The following is a 16,860-nucleotide window of genomic DNA, read 5'->3' as shown; positions in this document are numbered from 1 at the left end:
TCAACAGGATTCTCAGGTCTCATCATTTGCGTCATCTTCCCTTGATGTTAACATGCAGATGGATTTGTACCATTTTGGTGCGGGAAGCTTGATTCAAAGGTCTTGCGCGCGGCTTCCGCCTGCGCTAGTCACGCCTTGTTGCAATGCACGTTCGCTTGCCGCGCATTCGCTTTTGTGCCGCCCGGCACCGCTTGGCAAGCAAGGATGGAATACGATGACTGAACTTCTCAGTTCCTATGTTCCGATCGCGATTTTTATTGGAATTGCCCTCGTGATCGGTCTGGCGCTTCTAATTGCTCCGTTCGCTGTTGCCTACAAGGCGCCGGATGCGGAAAAGCTGTCTGCCTACGAGTGCGGTTTCAATGCATTTGACGATGCCCGAATGAAGTTCGACATCCGATTCTATCTCGTGTCGATTCTGTTCATCATCTTTGACCTGGAAGTTGCTTTTCTGTTCCCTTGGGCTGTGTCCTTCGGAGAAATCGGCTGGTTTGGCTTCTGGTCCATGATGGTGTTCCTCGGCGTCCTGACCATCGGCTTTATCTATGAGTGGAAAAAAGGAGCGCTGGAATGGGAGTAGTCGATAACGGCACCACCCTGGTTGCGCCACAGGCGAAGGGTATCATTGATCCCCGGACCGGCAAGCCGGTCGGAAGCGACGATGCATTCTTCGGCGAGATCAATAACGAACTCGCCGATAAGGGTTTTCTGGTCACTTCGACTGACGAACTGATCAACTGGGCGCGCACCGGCTCCCTGATGTGGATGACGTTTGGTCTTGCGTGCTGCGCTGTGGAAATGATGCAGCTTTCAATGCCTCGCTATGATGTCGAGCGCTTTGGTTTCGCGCCTCGTGCGTCGCCTCGTCAGTCTGACGTAATGATTGTGGCGGGCACCCTGACGAACAAGATGGCGCCTGCTCTGCGCAAGGTTTACGACCAGATGCCTGAGCCACGTTACGTCATTTCCATGGGATCGTGCGCTAACGGTGGCGGCTACTACCATTATTCCTATTCGGTGGTCCGTGGCTGCGATCGCGTCGTACCTGTTGATATCTATGTTCCCGGCTGTCCCCCCACAGCGGAGGCGCTGCTGTACGGCGTGCTTCTGCTGCAGAAGAAGATACGCCGGACCGGAACGATCGAGCGCTAAGGGCGAGGACTGAATATGAGTGAGGCCCTGAACGACTTCGCGGCTTATGTGAACGAGGCTCGACCTGGCTTGGTCGCGTCATCGGCTATCGCATATGATGAGTTGACGCTCAACACGACACCGGAAAACCTGATCGCGCTGTTGACGTTCTTGCGTGACGATGTGCAGGCACGTTACGTCAACCTCGTTGATATCGCCGGCGTCGACTGGCCGCAGCGTGCGCGTCGCTTCGATGTTGTCTATCATCTGCTTTCGCCAAGCCAGAATGCGCGCATTCGCGTCAAGGTGCAGTGCGGAGAAGATGAAGCGGTCCCATCGGCATGCGCAGTCTACCCGGGTGCAGACTGGTTCGAGCGGGAAGCGTGGGATCTGTACGGCATTTTGTTTACCGGTCACCCGGATCTTCGTCGTATCCTGACCGATTACGGCTTCGAAGGTCATCCTCTCCGCAAGGATTTCCCACTGACTGGCTTCGTCGAAGTTCGCTATGATGATGGTGCAAAGCGTGTCGTTTACGAGCCGGTGCAACTGCGCCAGGAATTTCGTAATTTCGATTTCCTGAGTCCCTGGGAAGGTACGGACTACGTGCTTCCCGGCGACGAGAAGGCCAAGGTCTGATTCAGGCGGCGTCCTGGCGCCGCTTTAACAAGGAACGTCATCCCGCTGGCGCTTTTGAGCCGTCCAGCATGGAGTAGGCAGAAATGACTGAACACAACGTCCGCAATTTCAATATCAATTTCGGACCGCAGCATCCTGCGGCGCACGGCGTTCTGCGTCTGGTCCTTGAGCTGGATGGTGAAATCGTCGAGCGCGTCGATCCCCATATTGGCCTGCTTCATCGCGGCACGGAAAAGCTGATCGAGGCCAAGACCTATCTTCAGGCCCTGCCGTATTTCGATCGCCTCGACTACGTTGCTCCGATGAATCAGGAGCATGCCTACTGTCTCGCGGTTGAGAAGTTGCTCGGCATCCAAGTCCCGATCCGCGGTCAGCTCATCCGTGTCCTCTATTCCGAAATCGGTCGTATCCTGTCGCATCTGCTGAACGTGACGACGCAGGCCATGGACGTCGGTGCGCTTACGCCTCCGCTTTGGGGTTTCGAAGAGCGCGAAAAGCTCATGGTGTTTTATGAGCGCGCTTCCGGTGCTCGCATGCATGCGGCCTATTTTCGTCCGGGTGGCGTGCACCAGGATCTTCCTCAGGATCTTGTCGAAGACATCGGTAGATGGTGTGACGAGTTCCCGCGTGCCCTTCAGGATATCCATGGCCTGATCACCGACAACCGCATTTTCAAGCAGCGCAACGTCGATATCGGTGTTGTTTCGCTGGAAGATGCCTGGGCATGGGGCTTCTCGGGCGTCATGGTTCGCGGTTCCGGCGCGAAGTGGGATCTTCGCAAGTCGCAGCCGTACGAATGTTACGCCGATCTCGATTTCGATATCGCAATCGGCAAGAACGGTGACTGTTACGATCGTTACTTGATCCGCATGTTCGAGATGGAGCAGTCCTGCAAGATCATGAAGCAGTGCGTCGACCGCCTGCTCGGCGATGCAAAGACCGGTCCCGTATCGTCTATCGACGGCAAGGTTGTTCCACCGAAGCGCGGTGAGATGAAGCGCTCCATGGAAGCGCTGATCCATCACTTCAAGCTCTACACCGAAGGTTTCCATGTGCCGGAAGGCGAGGTGTATGCCGCAGTAGAGGCCCCGAAGGGTGAGTTTGGCGTTTATCTGGTTTCTGACGGAACGAATAAGCCGTACCGCTGCAAGATCCGCGCTCCGGGCTATGCACATCTGCAGGCAATGGATTTCCTGTGCCGTGGACATCAGCTTGCTGACGTTTCCGCGGTGCTCGGATCACTCGATATCGTGTTTGGAGAGGTTGACCGCTGATGAAATGCGTCGCCTTCGCAGCCGGATTGTTTATCCTGTCCAGCTTTGCAGCTGAAGCTCAGAGCTTTCAGACAGGGGCAGACACCGCGCGAGGTGCTGATGCGACCATGGCGGAACTCCTAGCCAAGGAATATGAAATCAAGTCGGCCGTACCCAATGGATCGAAGTTGATCGTATTCATGCAAAAGGGAAAATCCGGCTACGCCTGCGAATTCGTCAATGTGGCGAACACGCGGTGCGCATCCATCAATTGATAAGGCGTGAGAAGAAATGTCTGTTCGTCGACTAGCCGAAGATCAGTTTCAGCCGGCAGCTTTTGCCTTCACTGCGGACAACGCAGATTGGGCCGAAGCGACGATTCGCAAATATCCGGAAGGTCGCCAGCAATCAGCGGTGATTCCGTTATTGATGCGCGCCCAGGAGCAGGATGGCTGGGTGACGCGGGCAGCAATCGAGTTTATCGCCCAGAAACTGGCTATGCCCTACATTCGCGTGCTGGAAGTTGCGACCTTTTACACGCAGTTTCAGCTGAAGCCGATTGGCACGAAGGCTCACATCCAGGTTTGCGGTACAACGCCTTGCATGCTGAGAGGTTCCGAAGCCTTGATGGACGTGTGCAAGCGCAAGATCAATGCCGAGCCTTTCGAGCGCAACGCATCCGGCACCCTGTCCTGGGAAGAAGTCGAATGTCAGGGTGCGTGCGTCAATGCGCCGATGGTGATGATCTTCAAAGATGCTTATGAAGATCTTACGCCTGAGCGTCTTGAAGAGATTATCGATGAATTCGAAGCAGGTCGTGGCGCAGATGTCAGAACTGGTCCCCAGATCGACCGGCATTTGTCTGCACCCGAAGGTGGGTCGCTGACGCTCCTTGAGGAGACAAAGCCGGTCCGTACCAATCTGGAGGCTCAGGCTCCTGCAGAGGGTGCTTCCGTACCGCCTGCCGAGGCTGCTCGTCCGAAGGATACGGGTGCGGAAACCAATGCTGCGCTCAAGACACCGGTGACTGCGCCGGCAGAAGCGAAAGCGAATGCCGCGAAAGCTGAGACGCAGCCGCTTTCCGGGACAAAGGCTTCAGAGCCTGACCCCAAGGCTGTTGGGAGCACGGGCGAGGGCGCACCGGCTGAAGGCAGCAAGGTAGCGGGTACAGGCGACAAGACATCCGGTGGCGACAAATAACTCTGCCGCATCGGTGAAACGCCGCATTCCGCGGTGAACAGGTATTCATAAAGCCGGCCTCGGGGCCGCGGACTGGTGGAACACATCATGTTGAAAGATCAGGATCGCATCTTTACCAACATTTACGGCCTCAAGGACAAGTCGCTGAAAGGCGCGATGAGCCGTGGCCACTGGGATGGTACGAAGCAGATCATTGAAAAAGGCCGCGACTGGATCATCAACGAGATGAAGGCGTCCGGTCTGCGCGGGCGCGGTGGCGCGGGCTTCCCGACCGGTCTGAAGTGGTCCTTCATGCCGAAGGAATCGGATGGCCGCCCTCATTATCTCGTGGTCAATGCTGACGAATCGGAGCCTGGTACCTGCAAGGATCGCGAGATCCTGCGCAATGACCCCCATACGTTGATCGAAGGCTGCGTGATTGCAGGCTTTGCGATGGGTGCTCATACCGCTTACATCTATGTGCGCGGTGAGTACATGCGTGAGCGCGAGGATCTGCAAAAGGCCATCGACGAATGCTATGATGCTGGCCTGCTCGGCGCCAACAACAAGTGTGGCTGGGATTTTGATGTCTACGTCCATCATGGCGCAGGCGCCTACATCTGCGGTGAAGAGACTGCACTTCTGGAAAGCCTTGAAGGCAAAAAGGGTCAGCCGCGCCTCAAGCCGCCGTTCCCGGCAAACATGGGTCTTTATGGCTGTCCGACGACGGTGAATAACGTCGAATCGATCGCCGTTGCCCCGACTATCCTTCGCCGTGGCGCTTCGTGGTTCTCGGCTATTGGTCGTCCCAACAATGTCGGCACAAAGCTGTTCATGGTTTCCGGCCACGTCAACAAGCCCTGCACCTTCGAGGAAGCCATGGGCCTATCCTTCCGTGAGCTGATCGAGCGCCATTGCGGCGGTATTCGCGGCGGCTGGGACAATTTGCTTGCTGTCATCCCAGGCGGTGCATCGTGCCCGGTTGTCCGCGGCGAGGACATGGCCGATGCGATCATGGACTTTGACGGCATGCGCGAAGTCAAGTCGTCCTTCGGGACAGGCGGCATGATCGTGATGGATAAATCCACGGATATCATCAAGGCGATCTGGCGTATTGCTGCGTTCTTCAAACACGAAAGCTGCGGTCAGTGCACGCCTTGCCGGGAAGGCACCGGCTGGATGATGCGTGTTCTCGAGCGGATGGTGAAGGGGCAGGCGCAGAAGCGCGAAATCGATATGCTGTTCCAGGTGTCGAAGCAGATCGAGGGCCACACAATCTGTGCACTCGGCGACGCGGCGGCTTGGCCTATCCAGGGTCTGATCCGCAATTTCCGATCTGACATCGAGAAGCGCATCGATCAATACACTGCCAACGCCACCAGCCACGGCGCTGTCATGGAAGCTGCGGAGTAATCAATGGTCGGGGCGGGCAACGAAAAGGGTAATTCTGATGCGAAGAAGAATTCTTCGCTCGGGTTCACTTTGCCTTTTTCCGACCATGCACCGGCTAGTCCCTTGGAGTGGATGACGGCTGCCACCGCCGCTGGTCTTGCGTTGAGCAACCAGTTCGCGGGCGCCTTTTTCGGCATCATGCAGGCCGCTATGGCGGCAACTGCAACTACCGAGCAGCGGCAGGCAGAAGATGACAAGCTTTCTGGTGCGGTGAAGGACGCGGGTCGAATCGACGAAGTCAGGACAGTTGCGGTAGCGATGGATGTGGCTTCGGATGCATCGCAAGAGGTATCTCCGAGCACCAGCGCTCCCGCGGTAAAGCTTCAAGCAAAGTCAAAGCAGAAGGTTTCTGAGACGCAAGGTGCACCCAAGCCCGCCAAGGTAGGGCGTAGCAAGGCTACCGCTTCACCGGCTTCGGTCGGTGGGAGCAAGCGTCTCAGCAGCAGAACTAGAAAGCAGCCGGATGATCTTAAGGCAATTTCGGGTATCGGCCCGAAGTTGGAGGTATTGCTCAATGGCATGGGTGTCGTGCGCATTGAGGATATTGCAGCATGGACTGATAAGGAAGTAGAGCATTTCGACCGGGAGCTGGGACTTGACGGTCGGATTGCCAAGGACGATTGGATCGCGCAGGCAAAGGCGCTGCTGCGGTAACGGAATGTGTCACCAGCCTGAAAGGGCAGGGGACTGGAAACAGGACGTAAGTGACGATGGTTAAGCTCAAGGTTGACGGCAAAGAGATAGAGGTTCCCGATCACTTCACGCTTTTGCAAGCGTGCGAGGAGGCGGGTGCCGAAGTGCCGCGTTTCTGTTTCCATGAGCGCTTGTCGGTGGCGGGCAACTGCCGCATGTGCCTTATCGAGGTAAAGGGCGGACCGCCAAAGCCGGCTGCCTCCTGCGCCATGGGCGTGCGCGATATTCGCGGTGGTCCGAACGGCGAACTTCCTGAAGTCTTCACCAACACACCGATGGTGAAGAAGGCCCGGGAAGGGGTCATGGAATTCCTGCTCATCAATCATCCGCTTGATTGTCCGATCTGCGACCAGGGCGGCGAGTGTGATCTGCAGGATCAGGCAATGGCCTTCGGTATGGACGCTTCCCGCTATGCCGAAAACAAGCGGGCTGTTGAAGACAAATATATCGGCCCGCTCGTCAAGACGGTGATGAACCGCTGCATCCATTGCACGCGTTGCGTTCGTTTCACGACGGAAGTGGGTGGCATCTCCGAGCTAGGCCTGATCGGTCGCGGCGAAGACGCGGAAATCACGACCTATCTCGAGCATGCAATGACGTCCGAACTACAGGGCAATGTCATTGATCTCTGCCCGGTCGGTGCACTGACGTCACGTCCGTTCGCCTTCACGGCGCGTCCTTGGGAACTGGGCAAGACCGAATCGATTGATGTGATGGATGCTGTTGGCTCTGCAATCCGGGTCGATACGCGCGGTCGCGAAGTGATGCGCATCATGCCTCGCGTGAACGAGGAAGTGAATGAAGAATGGATCTCTGATAAAACCCGCTTCATCTGGGATGGTCTGAAGACCCAGCGTCTCGATCGTCCCTATGTCCGTCGCGACGGTCGCTTGCAGCCCACCACCTGGGCGGACGCTTTCCAGACGATCAAGACGGCGGTTTCGGCAACGACCGGTGCCCGTATCGGCGCGATCGCAGGTGATCTTGCGAGCGTTGAAGAAATGTACGCGCTCAAGCAACTCCTGAACGCACTTGGTTCGCAGAATCTCGATTGTCGTCAGGATGGTTCGAAGCTGGATCCGGCCTTTGGTCGTTCAAGCTACATCTTTAATCCGACCATCCAAGGTATTGAAAACGCTGACGCACTCCTGCTCATCGGCGCCAATCCCCGAGTGGAAGCTGCCGTTCTGAACGCCCGTATCCGTAAACGCTGGCGTCGCGGCAATTTCCCGATTGCTGTGATCGGCGAAGCGGCTGAGCTGCGTTACCCTTATGAGTATCTCGGTGCTGGTCCGGAAACCCTTGCCGAACTGGCCAACGGATCCCATGGATTCCTCGAGAAACTGCGCAACGCGAAAAAGCCCATGATTGTCGTGGGACCCGGCGCTCTGACGAGAGACGACGGAGCGAGCATCCTTGCTTCTGCCGCCTCGATCGCAAGTGCTGTTGGTGCAGTGAGCGAAGACTGGAATGGCTTCGGTGTGCTCCATACTGCCGCTTCGCGTGTTGGTGGACTGGATCTCGGTTTCGTTCCGGGCGCTAACGGTGCCAATGCCGCAACCATGCTGCGGTCGATGGACGTACTCTTCCTGTTGGGCGCTGACGAAATGGAGTTTTCCACAAAGCATGCCAAGTGCACCGTCTATATCGGTAGTCATGGCGATGCTGGCGCGCATGGCGCAGACGTGATCCTCCCCGGCGCTGCCTATACGGAAAAGTCCGGCACTTGGGTCAATCTCGAGGGGCGGGTGCAGATGGGTAATCGTGCGGGCTTTGCGCCTGGCGATGCTCGCGAAGAATGGGCCATCATCCGTGCGCTTTCGGACGTTCTCGGCAAGAAGCTACCCTTTGATTCGCTTTCGGCTCTTCGTCGCCAGCTGTATGAAGCGCACCCTCATTTCAACGCGCTGGACGAAATTGCTCCGGCTCCGAGCAATGAGATTGCAGAGCTTGCAAAAAAACCGGTGAGCTTGGGCAAGTCTGGGTTTGCGTCTTCGGTCAAAGACTTCTATCTCACGAACCCAATTGCACGTGCTTCGGCCGTGATGGCGGAATGTTCGGCACTGGCCCGCAACAATTTCAAGGCTGCGGCAGAGTAAAGGCTGGAAAACATGGACTCCTTCTTTTTGACTTACGTCTGGCCAGCGATTGTTATGATCGGCCAGTCCCTGTTGCTCCTCGTATGCCTGCTCGTGTTCATCGCCTATATCCTGCTGGCCGATCGCAAGATCTGGGCAGCGGTACAGTTGCGCCGTGGACCTAACGTGGTGGGCCCGTTCGGCCTTTTCCAGTCGTTTGCCGATCTTTTGAAGTTCGTATTCAAAGAGCCGATCATTCCGGCCGGCGCGAACAAAGGCGTGTTCCTGCTGGCGCCGCTCGTGTCGGTTACCCTTGCGCTCGCGACCTGGGCCGTCATCCCGTTCAACGAAAACTGGGTAATCGCCAATATCAACGTCGGCATCCTTTACGTCTTCGCCATTTCCTCGCTGGAAGTTTACGGCGTAATCATGTCTGGCTGGGCGTCCAACTCCAAATATCCTTTCCTTGGCGCACTGCGCTCTGCGGCGCAGATGGTATCCTATGAAGTCTCGATCGGCTTCGTGATCGTGACGGTTCTGCTGTGCGTCGGTTCTTTGAACCTGACGGACATTGTCCTTGCGCAAAAGACCGGCATAGGCACGGCAGTCGGATTGCCAGCCTCGTTCCTTGATTGGCACTGGCTCGTCCTGTTCCCGATGTTCGTGATCTTCTTCATTTCCGGCCTCGCTGAAACGAACCGCCCTCCGTTCGATCTACCGGAAGCAGAATCCGAACTCGTGGCCGGCTACATGGTGGAGTACTCCTCTGCGCCTTACATGATGTTGATGCTCGGCGAATACGCCGCCATCCTGCTGATCTGCTCGCTGACGACCATCCTGTTCCTAGGAGGCTGGCTCCCGCCGGTTGATGTCTGGTTCTTGAACTGGGTGCCGGGCATCGTGTGGTTCATCCTCAAGGGAACATTCGTCTTTTTCATGTTCGCAATGGTCAAGGCGTTTGTTCCGCGTTACCGCTACGACCAGCTGATGCGTCTGGGTTGGAAAGTCTTCCTGCCGCTCTCGCTCGCTATGGTCATCATCACTGCATTCGTACTGAAGCTTACCGCTGGCGCCTGATTGCGCCTGACCGGAAGCTCATTGGAGAATACAAATGGCAAGTCTGGCTCAGTCGATCAGCTCGCTTTTTCTGAAGGAATTCGTGTCGACCTTCTTCTTGTCGATGCGCTATTTTTTCAAGCAGAAGGCGACGATCAATTACCCCTTCGAAAAGGGTCCGGTCAGTCCGCGATTTCGGGGTGAGCATGCACTGCGTCGTTATCCAAACGGCGAAGAGCGGTGCATCGCCTGCAAGCTGTGCGAGGCAATCTGTCCCGCCCAGGCCATCACCATCGAGGCTGGCCCGCGTCGCAATGACGGGACGCGCCGAACAGTCCGCTATGACATCGACATGGTGAAGTGCATTTATTGCGGCTTCTGCCAGGAGGCATGCCCGGTTGACGCAATCGTCGAAGGTCCGAACTTCGAGTTCTCGACGGAAACGCGTGAAGAACTCTACTTCGATAAGCAGCGTCTGCTCGATAACGGCGACCGATGGGAGCGCGAAATTGCGCGCAATATCTCCATCGACGCTCCTTATCGTTGAGCGTTTGAATTGTCGGCGTCCGCGAGGGCGCCGAATAAACTGAAGACATTACCTACCTGGCTGGTCGTTCCGCCGGGTTTTGACAGTGGGGAGAGAGTTCCTCGCTGGGGAAGACGAAAAGGCACCACCATGGGTTTGCAGGCTGTTTTCTTCTATTTGTTCGCCTTTGTAGCGGTCGCATCGGCCTTCATGGTCATCTCGGCCAGGAATCCCGTTCATTCGGTGCTTTTCTTGATCCTGGTTTTCTTTAACGCGGCAGGGCTCTTCCTGCTGACGGGTGCTGAATTCCTGGCCATGATCTTGCTGGTCGTTTACATCGGCGCTGTGGCGGTGCTCTTCCTGTTCGTCGTCATGATGCTCGATATCGACTTTGCTGCCCTGCGCTCCGGCATTCTCCAGTACGCGCCGGTTGGAGCTCTGGTCGGGTTGATTGTTGCTGCGGAACTAATCGTTGTTGTTGGCGGGTCGGTCCTCACGCCCGAAGCGGCCAAGGCCATCACGATGCCGATCCCGTCGCCAGCAACACGCACGAACACCGCAGCACTCGGCGATGTTCTCTACACAAACTACGTCTACTTCTTCCAGGTGTCGGGTCTGGTCCTGCTGGTCGCAATGATTGGTGCAATCGTCCTGACCCTGCGTCACCGCGAAAATATCAAGCGCCAGAACATTTCGCAGCAAGTTGCTCGTACGCCTGCGACAGCTATCGAAGTGGTCAAGGTCAAGACCGGCCAAGGCATCTAAGAGCGCGATCAAGGAACTGAGATATGGAAATCGGACTTTCCCATTACCTGACGGTCAGCGCGATACTCTTCACGCTTGGCGTCTTCGGCATCTTCCTCAACCGGAAGAACGTCATCATCATTCTGATGTCCGTCGAATTGATCCTGCTGTCGGTCAACCTCAACATGATCGCGTTCTCGTCGTTCCTCAACGACATCGTCGGTCAGGTTTTCGCACTCTTTATTCTGACCGTTGCAGCTGCGGAAGCTGCGATCGGTCTCGCGATACTCGTGGTCTTCTACCGCAATCGTGGTTCGATTGCCGTTGAAGACGTCAATATGATGAAGGGCTGATCGGGTTATGATCTACAAGGCTATTGTCTTTCTCCCCCTGATCGGCTTTCTGATCGCCGGCCTCTTTGGCCGCTCCATTGGTGCGAAGGCTTCTGAATACGTCACAAGTGGTCTGATGATCGTCGCCGCGATCTTGTCCTGGATCGTATTCTTCCAGGTCGGGCTTGCTCACGGTGAAGGCCATGAGATGATCAAGGTAACCGTCCTGCGTTGGATTCAGTCCGGCGGCCTTGATTTCGAATGGGCCTTCCGGATCGATACGCTCACCGTGGTCATGTTCGTGGTCGTGAACTCCGTTTCGACCCTCGTGCATATCTATTCCATTGGATACATGCACCACGATCCGCATCGGCCGCGTTTCTTCGCCTACCTCTCATTGTTCACCTTCGCGATGCTCATGCTGGTAACGTCTGACAATTTGGCTCAGATGTTCTTCGGTTGGGAAGGTGTTGGTCTGGCCTCTTACTTGCTGATCGGTTTCTGGTTCAAGAAGCCCTCTGCGTCTGCAGCGGCCATGAAGGCGTTCATCGTCAACCGCGTCGGCGACTTCGGTTTTGTACTCGGCATTTCCGGTGTTTTCGTTCTATTCGGATCCATCAATTTCGAGACCATTTTTGCAACGGCGCCGACCTATCTTCCGGCTGCGGGCTCAGCAGATGCCAGCCAAGCAGTCATCAACCTGTTCGGCATGCATCTGGATAAAGCACATGCACTGACAGGCGTCTGCCTGCTTCTATTCATGGGCGCCATGGGTAAATCCGCGCAGTTTCTTCTGCACACATGGCTTCCGGACGCCATGGAGGGGCCGACCCCCGTGTCTGCGCTCATTCATGCGGCTACGATGGTCACCGCTGGCGTCTTCCTCGTTGCTCGTATGTCGCCGATCTTTGAACTGTCGCCAGATGCACTGACGGTTGTTACGATCATCGGCGCGATCACGGCATTCTTCGCGGCAACGGTCGGTCTCGTGCAGAATGACATCAAGCGTGTCATTGCCTATTCGACCTGCTCGCAGCTTGGCTACATGTTCGTTGCGCTGGGTGTCGGTGCCTATGGTGCTGCTGTCTTCCATCTGTTCACGCACGCCTTCTTCAAGGCCCTTCTCTTCTTGGGCGCCGGTTCCGTGATCCACGCTGTGGATGGCGAGCAGGACATGCGTTACATGGGCGGGCTGCGGAAGCATATTCCATACACATTCTGGGCCATGACGATCGGTACCCTTGCTCTGACAGGCGTGGGTATCCCGGGGACGATGATCGGTTTCGCCGGTTTCTTCTCCAAGGACGTCATCATTGAATCGGCCTATGCCTCGCATTCGGCTGTGTCCGGCTTCGCTTTCACACTGCTTGTTATTGCCGCGTTGTTCACGAGCTTCTATTCGTGGCGTCTGGCGTTTCTCACATTCTTCGGAAAGCCGCGGGCTTCCTCGGATGTCATGCACCATGTCCATGAGTCACCGCTTGTCATGCTTCTGCCCTTGGCCTTCTTGACGGTTGGTGCGGTCCTCGCAGGTGTCGTCTTCGAAGGGTACTTCTTCGGGCACGAGTACAACGAGTTCTGGAAGGGTGCCCTGTTCACACTGCCGACGAATGAAATTCTCGAAGAGTTTCACCATGTACCGCTTTGGGTGAAGTGGAGCCCATTCGTTGCCATGCTGACGGGTTTCGTTATCGCTTGGTTCATGTACATCAAGTCGCCGGAAACACCGAAGCGTCTGGCTGAGCAGCACAGGGTTCTCTATCAGTTCCTGCTGAACAAGTGGTACTTCGACGAACTTTATGACCTGCTCTTTGTCCGCTCTGCCAAGGCGCTTGGTCGTTTCCTCTGGAAGCGCGGCGACGTGGGTATCATCGATGCCTATGGACCTAACGGCATCGCGGCACGCGTCATGGATGTGACGCGCGGTGTTGTCCGGCTTCAGTCCGGTTATCTTTATCATTATGCGTTCGCGATGCTCATCGGCATTGCTGCGCTCGTCACCTGGATGATGCTCGGGAGTTCCCTCTAATGACCGATTGGCCGATTCTCTCAACGGTCACCTTTCTGCCGCTCGTTGGTGTCGTTCTCCTGCTCTTGACGCGGGAAGACGGTCCTCACGGCCGCCGGAATATCCTGAATGTTTCCCTCTGGACGACTGTCGTTACCTTTTTGGTGTCTCTGCTGATCTGGATCGGGTTCGACAACTCGAATCCGGGTTTCCAGATGGTAGAAAAGCATCAATGGCTCAACACCGGGATTGCCTATCATTTGGGTGTCGACGGCATATCAATGCTGTTCGTGATCCTGACAACGTTCCTCATGCCATTCTGCGTTCTGGCAAGCTGGGAATCTGTCGAGAAGCGTATCAAGGAATACATGATCGCCTTCCTGCTTCTGGAAGTCGTGATGATCGGCGTGTTCGTCTCGCTCGACATCGTCTTGTTCTACGTCTTCTTCGAAGCGACGCTGATCCCCATGTTCGTCATCATCGGCGTCTGGGGCGGGAAGGATCGCGTCTACGCATCCTATAAGTTCTTCCTCTACACGCTCCTCGGCTCAGTTCTGATGATGCTGGCCATCATGGCGATGTACTGGCAGGCCGGCACGACAGATATCACTGAACTCCTGAAGTTTGGCTTCCCGGCTGGAATGCAGACCTGGCTTTGGCTTGCTTGCTTTGCGGCCTTCGCTGTCAAGATGCCGATGTGGCCGGTGCATACCTGGCTGCCGGATGCGCACGTTCAGGCACCGACCGCCGGGTCTGTTATCCTGGCGGGTGTGATGCTGAAGCTCGGCGGTTACGGGTTCATCCGTTTCTCCCTGGCAATGTTCCCATTGGCCTCGGATTACTTCGCTCCCTTCGTGTTCACGCTGTCTGTTCTTGCCATCATCTACACGTCGCTCGTCGCGATGATGCAGGACGATATCAAGAAGTTGATCGCCTATTCGTCGGTCGCTCACATGGGATATGTCACCATGGGCATCTTTGCGGCCAACGCGCAGGGTGTGCAGGGAGCTATCTTCCAGATGCTGTCGCACGGTATCGTATCCGGCGCGCTCTTTCTCTGTGTCGGCGTCGTCTATGATCGTCTCCATACCCGTGAAATCGCGGCCTATGGCGGTCTGGTCAACAACATGCCGAAATACGCGGTTGCGTTCATGGTCTTCACCATGGCCAATGTCGGTCTTCCAGGCACTTCCGGCTTTGTCGGCGAATTCCTGACGATCATCGGTGTGTTCCGCGCGAATACATGGGTTGCGCTTTTTGCAGCGACGGGTGTGATCTTGTCGGCATCCTATGCTTTGTGGCTCTACCGTCGGGTGATCTTCGGTGCGCTGGAAAAGGAAAGCCTGAAGGGGCTGCTCGATCTGTCGACACGCGAGAAGATCATACTGTATCCGCTCGTTGTTCTGACGATCTTCTTCGGCGTCTATCCTGCACCGGTTTTCGATGCGACTGCCGCATCCGTCGATTTGCTGCTCAATAACTACTCCGCTGCCCTGCAGGCCGCGCAGAAACTTGCACTTGTCGTGCATTGACAAGGGGACACGATTTCAAATGACTGCTGAACTTCTCATTACGAGCCTGCAGATCTCGACGCCGGAACTGATCCTCGCGGTTGGTGCTCTTGCGTTGCTCATGATCGGTGTCTTCTCTGGTGACAAATCTGCTCCGACTGTGACGGGACTTGCCGTTGCAATCATGATCGCAGCCGGACTGTGGCTGGTCTTTTCTCCAATGCAGGGCGAAGCCTGGGGAGGCGCTTTCGTACTCGACTCCTTCAGTCGCTTCATGAAAGTCATCGCGCTGATCGGTTCGATCACGGCCATGATTATGACAGTCGGCAACGCGCGGTCGGAACAGCTGGATCGGTTCGAGTTTCCGGTGCTCCTGACGCTTGCAACGCTGGGAATGATGCTGCTCATCTCGGCCAACGACCTTATCGCTCTCTACCTTGGCCTCGAGTTGATGTCGCTTGCACTGTATGTTGTTGCTGCGATCAATCGTGACAGTCTCCGTTCAACTGAAGCTGGCTTGAAGTACTTCGTCCTTGGTGCCTTGTCCTCGGGCATGCTGCTTTATGGTATGTCGCTGGTCTATGGCTTCACGGGCAATACGGGCTTTGACAATATCGCGGCTGTTCTGACGGCAGAAACGCGGTCGCTTGGCGTTGTTTTCGGACTAGTGTTCATTCTGGCCGGACTTGCATTCAAGATTTCTGCGGTTCCCTTCCATATGTGGACGCCGGATGTGTATGAGGGCGCGCCAACACCGGTTACGGCGTTTTTCGCAGCTGGCCCCAAGGTTGCTGCGATGGCAATTTTCGTGCGGATCGTGACAGATGCATTCATGCCTGTTTTCGCGGATTGGCAACAGGTCGTGGTTTTCATCTCGATTGCGTCCATGCTTCTGGGATCCTTCGCGGCGATTGGTCAGAAGAACATCAAGCGCCTGATGGCCTACTCGTCGATCGGACACATGGGCTATGCTCTGGTAGGCCTGGCCTCTGGTTCTGAGACCGGCGTTTCCGGCGTCGCCCTTTACATGCTGATTTACATGGTCATGACGCTTGGCACTTTTGCCTGCATCATGTCGATGCGTCGGAAGGAAGGTGCGGCTCTCGAGAGCGTCGATGATCTGGCAGGCCTTTCCTCGACGAACCCCTTCATGGCGGTGGTTCTGACGGCTCTCATGTTCTCGCTGGCCGGTATTCCGCCCTTGGCAGGCTTCTTTGCAAAGTACTTTGTCTTTGTTGCCGCGATCGAGGCGAAGCTTTATGCGCTTGCCATTATCGGTGTCCTCTCCTCCGTTGTCGGCGCCTACTACTACCTTCGCATCGTTAAGGTCATGTGGTTCGACGCAGCAAACGGCGAGTTCGCTCGGACTGCCGGCGAACTGAGACTCGTCTTTGGCATTTCGGGTCTCTTCGTCACTGCCTATGTGCTGTTTGGCGGCCCGATCGGCCTTGCCGCAGAAGCTGCTGCGAAGGCGTTCTTCTAATGCGCAACGAACGAGGGGGATCTTACTCCCTCGAGAATTTCAGACACCTCGCACTTGGCGAGGTGTCTTCGACAAATACGGAATGTTTGACGCGGGCTCGTCAAGGCGAAGCCTCCGGACTTTGGATTACTGCCGAGCGCCAGACCGCAGGCCGAGGACGTCGTGGACGGGCATGGACCTCCGAAGTCGGTAATCTTTACGCAAGTCTCCTCCTGATTGATCCTTCACCACCTGAACTCCTGAGCTCGCTTCCGCTCGCCGTGTCACTGGCTGTTCACGGGACGCTGCGGAGAGTTTTGCCAGCGACCGCAGAAGCTGTTGAGATCAAGTGGCCGAATGACGTTCTTATAGGGCGCAAGAAATCATGCGGCATTCTCCTCGAAGCTGAAATTCTTCCCGATGGCCGCCGTGCCGTTGTCTGTGGCATCGGGATCAATATTCGTCATCGTCCCGAAACGGCACCTTATGGCGTGACTTCTTTGCAAGAGCAGGGCGCTACGAGTTCTGCTGGAGAGGTGTTTACGCATCTGTTCGATGAGATGATTCAGATCTTGAACATCTGGGATCACGGTCATGGCGTGGCTGAGGTAACTCGTTTCTGGCGGTCTGCTGCATGTGGGATAGGCACGATGATCCGCGTTAATTTGCCGGACCGGTCTTTGGATGGTGTGTTTGTCGGTATCGATGATGATGGACTTCTGATACTGGAGACCGAGAACCGCCTGCACCATATTGCTGCGGGCGATGTTTTTCTTCTTGAAACGGAATGAACGTG

The 16,860-nt window shown here is 56.1% G+C and carries 16 protein-coding genes and 1 pseudogene; all 17 read left to right on the top strand.

The genetic code is table 11. The features are described from left to right. Nucleotides 1-214: 214 nt before the first annotated feature. The 17 genes and pseudogenes from ASD54_RS00350 (at nucleotide 215) to ASD54_RS00270 (ending at nucleotide 16,855) form a co-directional block, all read left to right on the top strand. The gene (locus ASD54_RS00350) at nucleotides 215-580 is read left to right on the top strand and encodes an NADH-quinone oxidoreductase subunit A (RefSeq protein WP_062552634.1); all 366 of its coding nucleotides are present in this window, start codon (nucleotides 215-217) and stop codon (nucleotides 578-580) included. Next, nucleotides 571-1,152, top strand: coding sequence for an NADH-quinone oxidoreductase subunit B (locus ASD54_RS00345; RefSeq protein WP_062552633.1), 582 nt, complete (start codon nucleotides 571-573; stop codon nucleotides 1,150-1,152). Before ASD54_RS00350 ends, ASD54_RS00345 begins: the two co-directional genes overlap by 10 nt. Before the next feature lie 15 nt (nucleotides 1,153-1,167). Continuing rightward, nucleotides 1,168-1,770: an NADH-quinone oxidoreductase subunit C gene (locus ASD54_RS00340; protein ID WP_062552632.1), complete on the top strand. Its 603-nt coding sequence runs from the start codon at nucleotides 1,168-1,170 to the stop codon at nucleotides 1,768-1,770. Nucleotides 1,771-1,853: 83 nt separating this feature from the next. Continuing rightward, a complete protein-coding gene (locus ASD54_RS00335; RefSeq protein WP_062552631.1) occupies nucleotides 1,854-3,044 on the top strand; it encodes an NADH-quinone oxidoreductase subunit D in 1,191 nt (396 codons plus the stop codon). Further along, nucleotides 3,044-3,298: a hypothetical protein gene (locus ASD54_RS00330; RefSeq protein ID WP_062552630.1), complete on the top strand. Its 255-nt coding sequence runs from the start codon at nucleotides 3,044-3,046 to the stop codon at nucleotides 3,296-3,298. The genes ASD54_RS00335 and ASD54_RS00330 overlap by 1 nt, the downstream gene beginning before the upstream one ends. A gap of 16 nt (nucleotides 3,299-3,314) precedes the next feature. Beyond that, nucleotides 3,315-4,139 (top strand): annotated as a pseudogene (gene nuoE / locus ASD54_RS00325) (NADH-quinone oxidoreductase subunit NuoE); the annotation flags it as partial. Between the two features lie 171 nt (nucleotides 4,140-4,310). Further along, nucleotides 4,311-5,615 carry an NADH-quinone oxidoreductase subunit NuoF gene (gene nuoF / locus ASD54_RS00320; RefSeq protein WP_062552629.1) on the top strand — a complete coding sequence of 435 codons (1,305 nt, stop codon included), beginning with the start codon at nucleotides 4,311-4,313 and terminating at the stop codon, nucleotides 5,613-5,615. A gap of 111 nt (nucleotides 5,616-5,726) precedes the next feature. Next, nucleotides 5,727-6,308: a hypothetical protein gene (locus ASD54_RS00315; protein WP_156378995.1), complete on the top strand. Its 582-nt coding sequence runs from the start codon at nucleotides 5,727-5,729 to the stop codon at nucleotides 6,306-6,308. A 56-nt stretch (nucleotides 6,309-6,364) separates the two neighbouring features. After that, entirely contained in the window at nucleotides 6,365-8,446 is a 2,082-nt protein-coding gene (nuoG, locus tag ASD54_RS00310) for an NADH-quinone oxidoreductase subunit NuoG (RefSeq protein WP_062552627.1), read from the top strand. 12 nt (nucleotides 8,447-8,458) lie between these two features. Then, complete coding sequence (gene nuoH / locus ASD54_RS00305) at nucleotides 8,459-9,502, top strand: NADH-quinone oxidoreductase subunit NuoH (RefSeq protein WP_062552626.1); 1,044 nt, start codon at nucleotides 8,459-8,461, stop codon at nucleotides 9,500-9,502. Between the two features lie 34 nt (nucleotides 9,503-9,536). Beyond that, nucleotides 9,537-10,028 carry an NADH-quinone oxidoreductase subunit NuoI gene (nuoI, locus tag ASD54_RS00300; RefSeq protein ID WP_062552625.1) on the top strand — a complete coding sequence of 164 codons (492 nt, stop codon included), beginning with the start codon at nucleotides 9,537-9,539 and terminating at the stop codon, nucleotides 10,026-10,028. Nucleotides 10,029-10,157: 129 nt separating this feature from the next. Beyond that, nucleotides 10,158-10,772, top strand: a complete 615-nt coding sequence (locus ASD54_RS00295; RefSeq protein WP_062552624.1) for an NADH-quinone oxidoreductase subunit J — start codon at nucleotides 10,158-10,160, stop codon at nucleotides 10,770-10,772. 23 nt (nucleotides 10,773-10,795) lie between these two features. Next, nucleotides 10,796-11,104, top strand: a complete 309-nt coding sequence (gene nuoK, locus ASD54_RS00290) for an NADH-quinone oxidoreductase subunit NuoK (RefSeq protein WP_062552623.1) — start codon at nucleotides 10,796-10,798, stop codon at nucleotides 11,102-11,104. Between the two features lie 7 nt (nucleotides 11,105-11,111). Beyond that, a complete protein-coding gene (gene nuoL / locus ASD54_RS00285) occupies nucleotides 11,112-13,112 on the top strand; it encodes an NADH-quinone oxidoreductase subunit L (RefSeq protein ID WP_062552622.1) in 2,001 nt (666 codons plus the stop codon). Continuing rightward, complete coding sequence (locus ASD54_RS00280; protein ID WP_062552621.1) at nucleotides 13,112-14,623, top strand: NADH-quinone oxidoreductase subunit M; 1,512 nt, start codon at nucleotides 13,112-13,114, stop codon at nucleotides 14,621-14,623. The genes nuoL and ASD54_RS00280 overlap by 1 nt, the downstream gene beginning before the upstream one ends. 19 nt (nucleotides 14,624-14,642) lie before the next feature. Further along, nucleotides 14,643-16,085, top strand: a complete 1,443-nt coding sequence (gene nuoN, locus ASD54_RS00275; protein WP_062552620.1) for an NADH-quinone oxidoreductase subunit NuoN — start codon at nucleotides 14,643-14,645, stop codon at nucleotides 16,083-16,085. Next, nucleotides 16,085-16,855, top strand: coding sequence for a biotin--[acetyl-CoA-carboxylase] ligase (locus ASD54_RS00270; protein ID WP_062552619.1), 771 nt, complete (start codon nucleotides 16,085-16,087; stop codon nucleotides 16,853-16,855). Before nuoN ends, ASD54_RS00270 begins: the two co-directional genes overlap by 1 nt. Nucleotides 16,856-16,860 lie beyond the last annotated feature (5 nt).

Origin of the sequence: Rhizobium sp. Root149 (genome assembly GCF_001427345.1) — a bacterium.
In the GTDB taxonomy this organism is placed as follows: Bacteria; Pseudomonadota; Alphaproteobacteria; order Rhizobiales; family Rhizobiaceae; genus Neorhizobium; species Neorhizobium rhizoryzae.
Note: the sequence above shows the minus strand (reverse complement) of the source record. Positions and strands in the feature narration are given on the sequence as shown.

Coding starts and splice junctions, on each gene's coding strand:
- nuoF (WP_062552629.1), top strand. CDS start 4,311: ATGTTGAAAGATCAGGATCGCATCTTTACCAACATTTACGGCCTCAAG.
- ASD54_RS00340 (WP_062552632.1), top strand. CDS start 1,168: ATGAGTGAGGCCCTGAACGACTTCGCGGCTTATGTGAACGAGGCTCGA.
- nuoG (WP_062552627.1), top strand. CDS start 6,365: ATGGTTAAGCTCAAGGTTGACGGCAAAGAGATAGAGGTTCCCGATCAC.
- ASD54_RS00315 (WP_156378995.1), top strand. CDS start 5,727: ATGACGGCTGCCACCGCCGCTGGTCTTGCGTTGAGCAACCAGTTCGCG.
- nuoK (WP_062552623.1), top strand. CDS start 10,796: ATGGAAATCGGACTTTCCCATTACCTGACGGTCAGCGCGATACTCTTC.
- ASD54_RS00345 (WP_062552633.1), top strand. CDS start 571: ATGGGAGTAGTCGATAACGGCACCACCCTGGTTGCGCCACAGGCGAAG.
- ASD54_RS00335 (WP_062552631.1), top strand. CDS start 1,854: ATGACTGAACACAACGTCCGCAATTTCAATATCAATTTCGGACCGCAG.
- nuoL (WP_062552622.1), top strand. CDS start 11,112: ATGATCTACAAGGCTATTGTCTTTCTCCCCCTGATCGGCTTTCTGATC.
- nuoI (WP_062552625.1), top strand. CDS start 9,537: ATGGCAAGTCTGGCTCAGTCGATCAGCTCGCTTTTTCTGAAGGAATTC.
- ASD54_RS00350 (WP_062552634.1), top strand. CDS start 215: ATGACTGAACTTCTCAGTTCCTATGTTCCGATCGCGATTTTTATTGGA.
- ASD54_RS00280 (WP_062552621.1), top strand. CDS start 13,112: ATGACCGATTGGCCGATTCTCTCAACGGTCACCTTTCTGCCGCTCGTT.
- ASD54_RS00330 (WP_062552630.1), top strand. CDS start 3,044: ATGAAATGCGTCGCCTTCGCAGCCGGATTGTTTATCCTGTCCAGCTTT.
- nuoN (WP_062552620.1), top strand. CDS start 14,643: ATGACTGCTGAACTTCTCATTACGAGCCTGCAGATCTCGACGCCGGAA.
- ASD54_RS00270 (WP_062552619.1), top strand. CDS start 16,085: ATGCGCAACGAACGAGGGGGATCTTACTCCCTCGAGAATTTCAGACAC.
- ASD54_RS00295 (WP_062552624.1), top strand. CDS start 10,158: ATGGGTTTGCAGGCTGTTTTCTTCTATTTGTTCGCCTTTGTAGCGGTC.
- nuoH (WP_062552626.1), top strand. CDS start 8,459: ATGGACTCCTTCTTTTTGACTTACGTCTGGCCAGCGATTGTTATGATC.